Raw genomic sequence first — 12,928 nt, forward strand, 5'->3', positions numbered from 1 at the left:
GAGCTCGCACCCCACCGAGGTCACAGTGATTTAGCAGCCAATTGTGCTAGTTCACAAAGCCGTCTACCACGCGCACCGCGCCGCGGTCCGCGGAGGTCGCCATCGCGGCATAGGCGCGCAGCGCCTTGGTAATCGGGCGGTTGCGGTCCACCGGCGTCCATGGCTTTTCGCGTTGTTCTTGCGCGGCGCGGCGGCGCTCCAGAACATCATCGTCCACGTCGAGCGTGAGCTCGCGCTCGTGGATATTGATGGAAATGGTATCGCCGTTCTCAATGAGCCCGATAAGCCCCTGGTGGGCGGCCTCAGGAGAAATGTGGCCGATGGAGAGCCCGGAGGTGCCGCCGGAGAAGCGGCCGTCGGTAATCAAGGCGCAGGCCTTGCCTAAACCTGCGCCCTTGAGGAAGGACGTCGGGTGGAGCATCTCCTGCATGCCGGGGCCACCGGAGGGGCCCTCGTAGCGAATGACGACGACATCGCCTGGCTGGACTTCTTTATTCAAGATGATGGACACGGCCTGCTCTTGGGACTCCACCACGCGGGCTGGGCCAGAGAAGGTCCACAGCTCTTCTTCCACGCCGGCTGCCTTGACGATGGCCCCGTCTGGCGCCAGGTTGCCGCGCAGGACCACCAGGCCGCCGTCGGAAGAAAAGGCGTGGTCGGCATCATGAATGCAGCCATTGACCGCGTCAGTATCTAGTTCATCCCACCGGTTGGACTGGGAGAATGGCTCCGTCGTGCGCACGCCACCGGGAGCGGCGTAGTACAGCTCGCGGGCCTGATCGGTTACGCGGGGATTGCGGATATCCCAATCATCGAGCCACTGCTCCGCATTGTCATAGAGGGCGGTGTGCACCTTGAGGTTGAGGTGGCCCGCGCGGCGCAGCTCGCCCAAAATGGCCGGAATGCCGCCGGCGCGGTGCACATCCTCGATGTGATAGGTGCCGTTGGGCGCAACCTTGGACAGGCAAGGCACGCGGTAGGAGATGTCATTAATATCATCCAGCGTGAAGTCCACTTCGCCCTCCTGCGCTGCGGCGAGGGTGTGCAGGATGGTGTTGGTGGATCCGCCCATGGCCATATCGAGGGCCATGGCATTAGTAAAGGCTTCCTTGGTGGCGATATTGCGCGGCAGGACGGACTTGTCTTCCTCGCCGTAGTAGCGGCGGCACATATCCACGATGGTGGAGCCGGCCTTTTCAAAGAGCTCACGGCGCGCGCTGTGGGTGGCTAGGGTGGTGCCATTGCCAGGAAGCGCCAAACCGAGAGCCTCGGTCAAGCAGTTCATGGAGTTGGCCGTAAACATGCCGGAGCAGGAACCGCAGGTGGGGCAGGCGGATTCTTCGACCTGGGCCAAGCCGGAATCGCTCACGCTATCGTTTGCGGATGCGGTGATTGCGGTAATCAGGTCGGTCGGAGCATGAGCAACGCCATCGACCACGACGGCCTTGCCGGCCTCCATAGGTCCGCCGGAGACGAAGATCGTGGGGATATTCAACCGCATTGCGGCATTGAGCATGCCCGGGGTGATCTTATCGCAGTTGGAGATGCAGACGAGGGCATCGGCAGTATGCGCATTGGCCATGTACTCGATGGAATCGGAGATGATTTCGCGCGAGGGCAAAGAGTACAGCATGCCGCTATGCCCCATGGCAATGCCGTCGTCCACGGCAATGGTATTGAACTCCTTGGGCACGCCACCGGCTTCGCGGACGGCATCGGCGACGATATCACCGACATTTTTCAGGTGCACGTGGCCGGGGACGAACTGCGTATAAGAGTTGGCGATGGCGACAATCGGCTTGCCAAAGTCATTTTCTTTGGTACCGGTAGCGCGCCACAAGGCACGCGCACCGGAGGCTTGACGTCCGACGGTGGTTACTTTAGAGCGCAGTGGGAACATGGTTTAAGTCACCATTCCTTTTAGATTGGTCAATGGGGGGAGGAGAAAGTAGATTTAGTTTTCTGCCGAATCTTTAAGCTCGGGGTGTTTTTCTAGGTATGCAGCATATTCCTCTTTGCTTAGGAGGATCTGCTGACCGTCGCGGTGCACGATGACGACCTTGTCATCGGCTGCCTCGCGGCCTTGAGTGAGGGCATCGGGAATGCGCCCGCGGGATGCCTGCGCCAGGCGGGGCAGTGAGTTGAAGGTTACGCCAGGCAGGTTGTGTTTCGCACCATTTTTAGTCTGCGCGAAGGCCCGGGCGCGCTGGAAGCCAATCCCGGCGAAATCATCCCATGCGATAGAAACGTTCTTCCGGAACGCATACGAAATGGAAATGCCTTTCTCAGAGACCCGTGTGCGGGCCTTGAGGACCCACCAGAGGCCGATAACGGGGATAATCAGCAGCCACCCCAGGTATTTGGGCGCCCAGCCAATGCTTAATAAGGCGATCGTGGACAGAATTAAAATGCCCAAGATGTGGTCGCGGGAAGGGGTGAAGACCTCTGCCTGGGTGGTGGACTGACGAGGTTGTTTGTCCTGTGCTGGTGGGGTCATAGTCAGCCAGCCTAATTGACCATGTGGTGGGGAAGCGAACCATTTTTCCACCGCGTTTCAACATATGGGAAAGTTTTCCCAAAAGGGGGTAATCGCTTCCAGATATAATTCTATCGGTATATAGTTGGAAATATGATCATTATTCGACTTCAGGTGGTACGAGCGCGGCGGTGACCGCGACGTTTCCTGAACGTCGACGCTTTCGCCCCCGCAGACCACCGGCCCGCGGGGGCTTTAGTTGTAACTAGGGCGTTTTCGATGATCAGTTTCCATGACAGACCAAACCAAGGAGCACATACACCGTGGTAACGACATCCTCGCCCACGCCTGCTTCCGCGGCCGCTGCAACTTCTGCTGCGTCTGCGGAGCGAATGAGTGGGGCTCATGCTATTGTCCGCACGCTGGAAGATCTGGGCACCGATCTCGTATTCGGTATTCCCGGCGGTGCCGTGCTTCCGCTCTACGATGCACTGCATGGTTCAACGAAGCTTCGCCATGTGCTAACCCGCCATGAACAAGGCGCCGGCCACGCCGCCGAGGGCTATGCGCAGGCTTCCGGAAAGGTGGGCGTGTGCATCGCTACCTCCGGTCCTGGTGCGACCAACCTGGTTACCGCGCTTGCCGATGCCAACCTGGACTCCGTTCCCATCGTCGCCATCACCGGCCAGGTGGGCAGCAACCTTTTGGGCACCGATGCCTTCCAAGAGGCCGATATCCGCGGTGTCACCATGCCCATTACCAAGCACAACTACATCGTGACGGATCCCGCCGAGATCCCTTCTGCAATTTCGGCTGCCTTCCACTTGGCTTCCACCGGCCGCCCCGGTCCGGTGCTCGTGGATATCCCGAAGGACGTGCAAAACGGCTTTGTAGATTATCGCTTCCCGGAAACGCTTGACCTGCAGGGATACAAGCCAGTCACCAAGCCACACCACCGGCAGGTGGCCCAGGCCGTGGAATTGATGTCGCAAGCGGAAAAGCCCGTGCTCTACGTCGGCGGCGGAGTCGTTAAAGCTAATGCCTCCCAAGAGTTGCTGGAGTTTGCGGAACTCACGAATATCCCTGTGGTTACCACCTTGATGGCGCTGGGGACCTTTCCGGACTCCCACCCGCTGCACCTGGGAATGCCGGGCATGCACGGCACGGTCCCAGCCGTCGCGGCGATGCAGCGCGCCGATCTCATCATTGCCATCGGTGCCCGCTTCGATGATCGCGTGACCGGCGATACCTCAACATTCGCACCCAATGCGAAGGTCGTCCACGCCGATATTGACCCAGCTGAGATTGGCAAGATCCGGGAAGTTACGGTCCCCATCGTCGGCGATGCCAAAAAGTGCTTGACCGCGTTGAGTAAGGAGTACCGCAAGAAGGATGTACAGCCGGCCGCCGAGGTGAAACAGTGGCATGATTACCTGCGCGGCATGCAGCAGCGTTTCCCGCGCGGTTATGAGCCCACCGATGATGGCCTGCTGAACCCGCAATTCGTCTTGGAAAAGCTCAGTGAGACCGTGGGGCCGGAAGCTATCTACTGTGCGGGCGTGGGCCAGCACCAGATGTGGTCCGCGCAGTTCTTGGACTTTGAACACCCGCGTTCGTGGATCAACTCCGGTGGTGCTGGAACCATGGGCTATGCCGTTCCCGCTGCCTTGGGTGCAAAGGCAGCGCGTCCAGAAAAGGAAGTCTGGGCCATCGATGGTGATGGCTGCTTCCAAATGACCAACCAGGAACTTACCACCGCCGCCGTGGAAGGCTTCCCGTTTAAGGTTGCCGTCATTAATAACGGAAACCTTGGAATGGTCCGGCAATGGCAGACGCTGTTTTATGACCAGCACTATTCGCACACCAAGCTGCGCGAAGAAAACGCCTTCACCCCGGACTTCGTCCGTTTGGCCGAGGCACTCGGTTGTGAAGCCATCCGGGTCACGAGCGAAGAAGAAGTCGTTCCGGCCATTAAGCGCGCGCAGGCAATTAACGATAAGCCAGTTGTCATTGACTTCATCGTCGGCCAAGATGCGCAGGTGTGGCCGATGATCGGTGGAGGTGCCTCCAATGAGGAAATCCAATACGCCCGCGGCCTGCGCCCGCTTTTTGATGAAGCTGAATCCGCCGCGGAAACCCCGGCTGAGATTGACGAAACCATCCAGGAGGCATAAACCATGACGCAAAACGAGGTAACTCGGCATACCTTATCGGTATTAGTTGAGGATGTAGAAAGCATCATCGCCCGCGTGGTGGGAATGTTTAGCCGCCGTGGCTACAGCCTGGTGTCCTTGGTCTCCGCGCACACGGAAACCCCCGGAATTAACCGGCTGACCATCGTTGTGGATGCCTCTGAGGTGATCATTGAGCAGGTAACGAAGCAGCTCAATAAGCTCATTCCGGTCATCAAGGTCGTGGAACTTAAAGAAGATTCCACCGTTGCTCGCGCCATCATGCTGGTGAAGGTATCGGCCGATAATTCCAACCGCGCGCAGGTGGTGGATGCGGTAAATATCTTCCGCGCCCGCGTGGTGGACGTGGCAAAGGAATCGGTTGTCGTGGAGGCTACCGGTACGCCGGGCAAGCTCGCGGCGCTGCTTGAAGTTCTCGAGCCCTTCGGGATTCGTGAACTCGTGCAATCGGGCCACGTAGCCTTGGGGCGCGGCCCGAAGGCGACAGCTCCCAAAAAGTAAATAAAATCTCACGATGTGAACACAATGTCTCGCGCAGTGGTATATACTCTGCGTTAGGACGCTTCATTACAGCTTCTCCTACCAAAGAATTGAGGATTTGAAATGGCTATTGATACCTACTACGACGACGATGCTGACCTGTCGATCATCCAGGGCCGCAAGGTAGCTGTTATCGGCTACGGCTCCCAAGGTCACGCCCACTCCCAGAACCTGCGCGATTCCGGCGTTGAGGTTGTTATCGGTCTGCGCGAGGGCTCTAAGTCCGCAGCCAAGGCGGAAGAGGCTGGCTTCGAAGTCAAGTCCGTCGCGGAGGCATCCAAGTGGGCCGACGTCGTTATGCTCTTGGCGCCGGATACCTCCCAGAAGGAGATCTTCGAAGAGCACATTGCCCCGAACCTGGAAGACGGCAATGCACTGCTATTCGGTCACGGACTGAATATCCACTTCAAGCTGATTGAGCCGGCTGCGTCCGTCACCGTCGGTATGGTTGCGCCAAAGGGTCCGGGCCACTTGGTCCGCCGCCAGTTCGTTGACGGCAAGGGCGTTCCTTGCTTGATTGCCACCGAGCAGGACCCGAAGAACGAGGGCCATGACCTGACCTTGTCCTATGCCGCTGCGATCGGTGGCGCCCGCGCCGGCGTTATCCCCACCACCTTCGAGGCAGAGACGGTCACCGACCTCTTTGGTGAGCAGGCCGTCCTGTGTGGTGGCGTCGAGTTCCTCATCCGCAATGGCTTTGAGGTCCTCACCGAGGCCGGCTACGAGCCAGAGATGGCTTATTTCGAGGTCCTGCACGAGATGAAGCTCATCGTGGACCTGATGTTCGAGGGCGGCATTGCCAACATGAACTACTCGGTTTCTGATACCGCCGAGTTCGGTGGCTACATCTCCGGCCCGCGCATCATCAACGCTGATACCAAGCAGCGCATGAAGGATGTCCTGTCCGATATCCAGGACGGCACCTTCACCAAGCGGCTGCTCGCCAACGTTGAAGGCGGCAACAAGGAACTGGAAGACCTGCGCGAGGAATTTGCACAGCACGAGATCGAAAAGACCGGCACCAAGCTGCGCGATCTCATGAGCTGGGTAAAGAATCCTTTGGACGCTACTGCCTAGGCAATAGCTGAAGCCAGTGCGGCCCGCGGGAGGTTCCCGGCGGGCCGCTTTTGCGGTTTGGCTACGTGCTATCCCAGCACTTAAGTCCGTGAGGTATCGCAGAGGTGTTGCGGGTAGTATTGGCCCTATGGGTTTTACGACGCCAAGCTATGATCTCAAGGATCTTTTTTCGCGGATTGACCGGGGCGATATCCAGCTTCCAGATTTCCAGCGCAGCTATGCCTGGGATGAAGACCGCATCCGCTCACTTATCGTTACGGTCCTGCGTGGTTATCCCATCGGCGCACTGATGGCCCTGGATATCCGCAATGAAAAGATGCGTTTCCGCCCCCGAGTGTTGGCGGGTGCGCCCGAGGCTGGCGTCGAGCCTGGGCTGCTCCTTTTGGACGGCCAACAGCGCCTTACCTCCCTTTATCACTGCTTTAACGGCGAGGGTTTTGTCAAGACCACCGACTTCCGGAAAAAGAAGGTTCGCCGCCGCTTTTTCATTGACGTCCGGGCCGCGGTAAGCGGGGACTTGCTTGCCGATGACGCCATTTTCGCCGTCGACCAGAACGGCGAGATCTGTTCGCACTTCGGCCCCGATATTGATGGGGCTATCACCTGCCGCCAGGATGGCCTGGATAATATGTGCATCCCTGTGGCCTCGCTACTCAGCGAGGAAGGCACCAGCATGCTTTTCGAGCTCGCCGCCACACACGAGCGGTACAGCGCCGAGCTCGCTGCGTTCAATAACCGCATCGTGCGTCCCTTGGCGGGCTATGACATCCCGATGATCCGGCTATCCCGCGAAACGGAGCGGGCCGGAATCGGTTCCATCTTTGCCCAGGCGAATTCCGCCGGCCTGCAGATGGATGTCTTCGATCTCTTAACCGCCGTCTTTGCTTCTGAAGATCCCACCTTCCACCTTGCCAACGATTGGCAGCAGGTGGAAAAGGACCTGCGGGATTCTCCCGCGCTCGATGGCATCGGACGCAATGAATTCCTCTCCGCAGTATCCCTCTTGGTCACAGGGGAGAAGGGCAATGCCGGCGGCCAGCGCGAAGATATTTTGAAGCTGTCCCTATGCGAGTACAAGGCGGCCGCGCACGACCTGCGCATCACCTTCCACGAGGTCGCCGAATTCTTGGCGCAGCGCCGTATTTTAAGCCTGGATCAGGTTCCTTATACGGAACAGATCGTGCCGCTGGCGGTTATCATCGCGCGCTTGGCCAAGCGGCCTGGGGCGCTTTCTAGCCAGCAGGCATGGGATCGCATCGACCAGTGGTTCTGGTGTGGCGTCTTTGGTGAGCTCTATGGCTCTTCCGCGGTGCCGCTGCGCGCCGCCCGCGACGTGGATGAAGTGACCGAGTGGGTGGCCGGGGCCACCGATGACGTTCCCAAAACGGTCGCAGATGCAGGATTCCGGGAATCCCGCCTGCTCTCGGTCGATGAAAACGATGGCGTTTGGCACGGAATCTACGCCTTACTCATGGCTCGTGGCGCGAAGGACTGGCGGACGGGCAGCGAGTTTACTCGCCATACCTTTGAAGAGCTCAAGCCTGGATTTTTCCCAGTATTCCCACTGAATTGGTGCCAGCGCCACGGGGTGGATTCGGTCTTGGCGCAGTCGGTTATGAACTTTACCCCGATGGGCAAACGCACAGAGGTCGTCCTCGATGGATTCGCACCGAATCGCTACCTGCCACGCGTGCAATCCAAGTCCATCATGGAAGACGAGGAATTTGATGCCGTCTTGGCGTCGCACGACCTCGATGTCGCTAACTTAAGGGAATCGAAGATTCAGGAATTCTTGGCGGATCGGCGCCATCGTTTTGTGAACCTGGTGGAAGAAACCTTGGGCATTCCCGTCATTCGAGATGTCGATGAAGCAAACCTGGCCGGCGGTGAAGAGGGGCCACATGCATTTGGCCGCTAAGAGGTTCCGGGCGGCTGCAGCGGTTATCGCAGCCTCCCTTGTACTTGTCGGCTGCGGCGATGCCTTGCAGGAGCCCAAACTGGTAAAGCGTGGGCTGTCGGATCTCTCCGAGTCCGACGTTGAGCTTGAGCGCGCCAAGTCAGAGAATCAAAACCGCCTTATCGATCCCAAATTCGCTGGCAAGTTTGAAATCATCGATGATCCTAGCGGCATTGACGCTGCGCGGACTTTTTTCGAGGATTCTGACTCGATGGTGCTCTTTGCACCCGATGCTAAATCCGAACTGCGCGCGGCGACGTTGGCTATTAACCAGCACCTGCCGGCCGTGGAATACGATCGCTCGCGCCGCGGTGACATCCTCAACCTGGTAGGTGACTTGGAAGTAAAACGACTCGTCATCATTGGCGATATTCCATGGACACAATCCAGCGGTGATTTCACTGTCATCAAGGACCCGGGAACGCACGAAGCGTTGGGAGATTTCACGGCATTCCAATATGAGTCCAAGGTGGTCGCCTCGCCGAAACAAATGGTCAAGGACATCGCGCGGCTGGATAAAACACCTTACGTTGAGTTGCGCCCTGCCTGGATTCCTTATGAGGGTGAGCCCGACGACGATGGTAAAAAGTTATCGCCCGTTCCGGCACAGTCGCGGCGCGATGGCCAGATGGCGCCCAATATTGTGGCCACGGCGGATAGCCCGGTAGCCAATGTCATTACGGCCGCGGCCTATGGTGGCTCGGTATTGGTGATGCCGACGGCAGATCCGCTGGAAGATAAGCGGAGTATGGCCATGGTGGCGGGGCTGGACGAGGGTTCACTGATTGCTTTGGGCCCGGAATTCGGTCAAGTGAAAGAATTTAAGGAAAAAATAAGGCAGGGCACCCCAAACTGAACTACACTTCCTTCACACGCGGTGATTTTCGCGTAATGCACAACGAATTGAAACGAAGGATGATATGTCGAAGCCGGTAGTTCTTATCGCCGATAAATTGGCCCAATCCACAGTGACGGCTTTGGGGGATTCTGTCGAGGTGCGCTGGGTAGATGGCCCGAACCGCGAGGAATTGCTTGCTGCGGTTCCAGAAGCAGATGCGCTGCTCGTGCGCTCTGCCACCACGGTCGACGCTGAAGTTCTAGAAGCCGCGCCCAAGCTTAAGATTGTGGGTCGCGCGGGCGTGGGACTCGATAACGTGGATATTGACACCGCCACCAACAAAGGCGTCATGGTGGTCAACGCTCCTACCTCCAATATCCACTCTGCGTGCGAGCAGGCGATTGCCTTGCTTTTGGCCACTGCCCGCCAGATTCCAGCGGCGGATCAGTCCTTGCGCGAGGGCGAGTGGAAGCGCTCTTCCTTCAAGGGCGTGGAGGTCTACGGCAAGACTATTGGTATCGTCGGCTTCGGCCACATCGGTCAGCTTTTTGCACAGCGGTTGAGCGCCTTTGAAACGAAGATTATTGCCTACGATCCTTATGCCAATCCGGCGCGTGCGGCAGCGCTTGGCGTGGAATTGGTCGAGCTTGAAGAGCTGATGGCGCAGGCAGACTTTGTCACCATTCACCTGCCCAAGACGCCCGAGACTGCCGGAATGTTCGATGCGGAGCTTTTGGCCAAGGCAAAGGAAGGCCAGATTCTGATCAACGCCGCCCGCGGCGGCCTCGTAGATGAGCAGGCCTTGGCGGATTCTATTACTTCCGGCCACCACCGCGGTGCGGGCTTTGACGTCTACTCCACGGAGCCGTGCACGGATTCCCCGTTGTTTAAGCTGCCGCAGGTCACGGTGTCGCCGCACCTGGGCGCGTCCACCGTGGAGGCACAGGATCGCGCGGGTACCGATGTCGCCGCATCTGTGCTCAAGGCTCTGGCCGGCGAGTTTGTTCCCGATGCGGTCAACGTCTCCGGCGGCACGGTGGGCGAAGAGGTTGCCGGTTGGCTCGACCTCGCCCGCAAGCTGGGCCTTACCGCCGGGCGCCTGCTTGATCAGGCTCCCGTCGCCGTGGAGATCGAAGCCTGCGGCGAGCTGTCCACTGAGGATGTGGATGTGCTGGGCCTTTCCGCCGTCCGCGGCCTGTTTAGCGGTGTGACCTCGGAGCCGGTTACCTTCGTCAACGCGATGCAGATTGCTGAGAGCCGTGGGGTCGAAGTTTCGGTATCCACCAACCCAGAATCCAGGGGGCACCGTTCTTCCTTGCAGGTCAAGGTCATTAGCGCGGAAGGCGTGACCTCTTCGCTCACCGGTGCTCTCATTGGCATCGATGGCACCGAAAAGTTTGTGCGCATCAATGGCCGCGGCGTGGATATGCGGGCCGAGGGCCGCAACTTGTTCTTCCGCTATGCCGATGCCCCAGGTGCGCTTGGTACCGTGGGTACCAAGCTGGGCGCGGCGGGCATCAACATCATCGCTGCAGCCTTGACGCAGGGCAAGCAGGAAACGGATGCCGTGCTCATCTTGCGCGTGGAGTCCGAGGTACCAGATTCTCTCATCGAGGAGATCAACTCGGCCCTTGGCGCTACGTGCCAGCAATTCGACATGGATGAATAACCTCAGCGCAGGTTAGGAGAGTGGCCTAACCGCGTACTCGTGCCCGCCCATCGCGTAGATTTCTGCTGCGATGGGCGGGTTTCCTTTGGTAAGCTAAAGCCTAATCCACTATGTGAGAAAGGAATCCTATCTAATGAAATTAGCGGTTATTGGCGGCGACGGCATTGGGCCAGAAGTAACGGCGGAAGCCCTGAAGGTGCTGCGGGCGGTGCGCAGCGATATTGAAACCACCGATTATGACCTGGGCGCGCGGCGCTACCTGCGCAATGGCGAGCTTTTAACAGACGCGGACCTGGCTAGCCTGCGCGAACACGATGCCATTTTGCTGGGCGCCATCGGCGCACCCGGCGAGGTCCCCCCGGGCGTCCTGGAGCGTGGCCTGTTATTGAAGATGCGCTTTGCGCTCGATCAGCACGTGAACCTGCGCCCCTCCATCTTGTATCCCACGGCCCACTCGCCCCTGGATAACCCGGGCGAGATTGACTTCGTCGTGGTGCGAGAAGGCACCGAGGGTCTGTACTGCGGCAATGGCGGAACGCTGCGGGAAGGAACGCCGCACGAGGTAGCCAGCGAGGTTTCGCAAAATACCCGCTTCGGGGTGGAGCGCGTGGTGCGGGACGCCTTTGAGCGGGCATCGCAGCGCCGCAATCACCTCACCCTGGTGCACAAGACGAATGTCCTCGTCAACGCCGGCGATCTGTGGCACCGCACGGTAGAAGAAGTCTCGGCAGAGTATCCGCAGGTGGAAGTGGACTATAACCACATCGATGCCGCGACGATCTACATGGTGACGGAGCCGTCCCGCTACGATGTCATCGTTACCGATAACCTCTTCGGCGATATCTTAACGGACTTAGCAGGCGCTATTACCGGCGGGATTGGGCTGGCTGCTTCGGGCAATATCGATGCTTCGGGTGTAAACCCCTCCATGTTTGAACCGGTGCACGGTTCGGCGCCCGATATCGCCGGACAAGGCATCGCGGATCCGACCGCGGCCATCTTGTCGGCAGCGATGCTCTTGCGGCAGCTGGGCGATGAAGGCAATGCGCAGAGGATTGAAAAGGCGGTGGCGGAGGACATCGCCAAGCGCGGCGATGCCCCAATCAAGACCGTTGAGGTGGGGGACCGCATCGCGGAGAGCCTGCAGGCTTAAGCGTAAGAAGTCCTTCGCATGAATGCGGTGTTGTCAGGGAACTGAATAATCTTTGCAAATTAACACCGCAAACTTTGCACACATGTAAAGGCTACCTTTTAGTAGGATGGCCGTTATGCGTTTAGGACGAATTGCACACCCAGAAGGAATTTGCTTTGCCATCATTGAAGGGCCACAAGATGCCCCGATGGAGGAGCTCGTAGCTAAAGAAATCTCCGGCACTCCATTTACCCCGCCGGAGCCCACCGGCCGGGAATGGAAGCTGGGCGAGGTGCGACTGTTGGCGCCGACCTTGCCCACCAAGGTAGTGGCGCTCGGCCGCAACTATGCCGACCACGTCGCGGAGGTATTCAAGAAGTCCTCCGATAAGCTGCCACCAACCATCTTCTTGAAGCCATCGACTGCGGTTATCGGCCCGAATGAGGCCATCAAGATTCCCGATTATGCCACCAACGTGGAATTTGAGGGTGAGCTGGCCGTGGTTATTTCCAAGCCATCGAAGAATATCCAGGCTGAAAACTGGAAAGACCACGTGCTGGGCTATACCATCTGCAACGACGTTTCCTCCCGCGACCTGCAGTTCAAGGACGGCCAGTGGGCGCGCGCCAAGGGTATTGATACCTTCTGCCCGCTGGGCCCGTGGATTGAAACGGACCTGGATAGCTTGGATCTTGATGATCAGAAGATCAATGCTTACCTGACCCACGATGGTTCCCGTGAGCAGAAGCAGGATTCCAATACGGATCAGATGATCGTCAAGATGGGCGGCATCTTGGAAGAAATCTCTGCCGCCTATACCTTGCTGCCTGGCGATGTCATCACTACCGGTTCGCCAGCAGGAACCGCACCGATGGTGCCGGGCGATACCATTGAAATTGAGATCCCAGGGGTTGGTACTTTGCGCAATACCATCTCTAGGGCGCAATAGTTTCATCTCGCGTCAGCTGCCGCTGGTGAGGTATTGGTAGAAGGAGAACGGCGTGCCGGATCATTCACATCAAGGCCACCGCGGGTCCGCGCCGAGCG

Annotated in this window: 10 protein-coding genes; 8 read left to right on the plus strand and 2 right to left on the minus strand. The window is 58.6% G+C overall.

Annotated elements, in window-relative coordinates; translation table 11 throughout:
- Positions 1 to 46: 46 nt before the first annotated feature.
- Positions 47 to 1,900: a dihydroxy-acid dehydratase gene (gene ilvD, locus QP908_RS02255; RefSeq protein WP_239267686.1), complete on the minus strand. Its 1,854-nt coding sequence runs from the start codon at positions 1,898 to 1,900 to the stop codon at positions 47 to 49.
- A 54-nt stretch (positions 1,901 to 1,954) separates the two neighbouring features.
- A complete protein-coding gene (locus QP908_RS02260; protein WP_023026397.1) occupies positions 1,955 to 2,497 on the minus strand; it encodes a PH domain-containing protein in 543 nt (180 codons plus the stop codon).
- A 302-nt stretch (positions 2,498 to 2,799) separates the two neighbouring features.
- Between QP908_RS02260 and QP908_RS02265 the strand changes: the two genes are divergently transcribed.
- From QP908_RS02265 to QP908_RS02300, 8 genes are all read left to right on the plus strand, one after another.
- Complete coding sequence (locus QP908_RS02265; protein ID WP_023026398.1) at positions 2,800 to 4,650, plus strand: acetolactate synthase large subunit; 1,851 nt, start codon at positions 2,800 to 2,802, stop codon at positions 4,648 to 4,650.
- 3 nt (positions 4,651 to 4,653) lie between these two features.
- Positions 4,654 to 5,169 (plus strand): acetolactate synthase small subunit, encoded by a 516-nt coding sequence (gene ilvN, locus QP908_RS02270; RefSeq protein ID WP_023026400.1) that lies wholly within the window; start codon positions 4,654 to 4,656, stop codon positions 5,167 to 5,169.
- Between the two features lie 102 nt (positions 5,170 to 5,271).
- Positions 5,272 to 6,285, plus strand: a complete 1,014-nt coding sequence (gene ilvC / locus QP908_RS02275) for a ketol-acid reductoisomerase (protein WP_005280254.1) — start codon at positions 5,272 to 5,274, stop codon at positions 6,283 to 6,285.
- Between the two features lie 127 nt (positions 6,286 to 6,412).
- Entirely contained in the window at positions 6,413 to 8,203 is a 1,791-nt protein-coding gene (locus QP908_RS02280; protein ID WP_239267682.1) for a GmrSD restriction endonuclease domain-containing protein, read from the plus strand.
- Complete coding sequence (locus QP908_RS02285; protein ID WP_023026406.1) at positions 8,187 to 9,098, plus strand: hypothetical protein; 912 nt, start codon at positions 8,187 to 8,189, stop codon at positions 9,096 to 9,098. The genes QP908_RS02280 and QP908_RS02285 overlap by 17 nt, the downstream gene beginning before the upstream one ends.
- A 64-nt stretch (positions 9,099 to 9,162) precedes the next feature.
- Complete coding sequence (gene serA / locus QP908_RS02290; RefSeq protein WP_023026408.1) at positions 9,163 to 10,749, plus strand: phosphoglycerate dehydrogenase; 1,587 nt, start codon at positions 9,163 to 9,165, stop codon at positions 10,747 to 10,749.
- A gap of 133 nt (positions 10,750 to 10,882) precedes the next feature.
- Positions 10,883 to 11,902: a 3-isopropylmalate dehydrogenase gene (locus tag QP908_RS02295; protein WP_239267680.1), complete on the plus strand. Its 1,020-nt coding sequence runs from the start codon at positions 10,883 to 10,885 to the stop codon at positions 11,900 to 11,902.
- 115 nt (positions 11,903 to 12,017) lie between these two features.
- Entirely contained in the window at positions 12,018 to 12,830 is an 813-nt protein-coding gene (locus tag QP908_RS02300) for a fumarylacetoacetate hydrolase family protein (RefSeq protein ID WP_239267678.1), read from the plus strand.
- Positions 12,831 to 12,928: the final 98 nt, after the last annotated feature.

Source organism: Corynebacterium sp. MSK204, assembly GCF_030229885.1.
In the GTDB taxonomy this organism is placed as follows: domain Bacteria; phylum Actinomycetota; class Actinomycetes; order Mycobacteriales; family Mycobacteriaceae; genus Corynebacterium.

Bases quoted from the DNA above. Each gene is read 5' to 3' on its own strand.
- QP908_RS02260 (WP_023026397.1), bottom strand. From the start codon at position 2,497: ATGACCCCACCAGCACAGGACAAACAACCTCGTCAGTCCACCACCCAG.
- QP908_RS02280 (WP_239267682.1), top strand. From the start codon at position 6,413: ATGGGTTTTACGACGCCAAGCTATGATCTCAAGGATCTTTTTTCGCGG.
- ilvC (WP_005280254.1), top strand. From the start codon at position 5,272: ATGGCTATTGATACCTACTACGACGACGATGCTGACCTGTCGATCATC.
- QP908_RS02295 (WP_239267680.1), top strand. From the start codon at position 10,883: ATGAAATTAGCGGTTATTGGCGGCGACGGCATTGGGCCAGAAGTAACG.
- serA (WP_023026408.1), top strand. From the start codon at position 9,163: ATGTCGAAGCCGGTAGTTCTTATCGCCGATAAATTGGCCCAATCCACA.
- ilvD (WP_239267686.1), bottom strand. From the start codon at position 1,900: ATGTTCCCACTGCGCTCTAAAGTAACCACCGTCGGACGTCAAGCCTCC.
- ilvN (WP_023026400.1), top strand. From the start codon at position 4,654: ATGACGCAAAACGAGGTAACTCGGCATACCTTATCGGTATTAGTTGAG.
- QP908_RS02300 (WP_239267678.1), top strand. From the start codon at position 12,018: ATGCGTTTAGGACGAATTGCACACCCAGAAGGAATTTGCTTTGCCATC.
- QP908_RS02285 (WP_023026406.1), top strand. From the start codon at position 8,187: ATGCATTTGGCCGCTAAGAGGTTCCGGGCGGCTGCAGCGGTTATCGCA.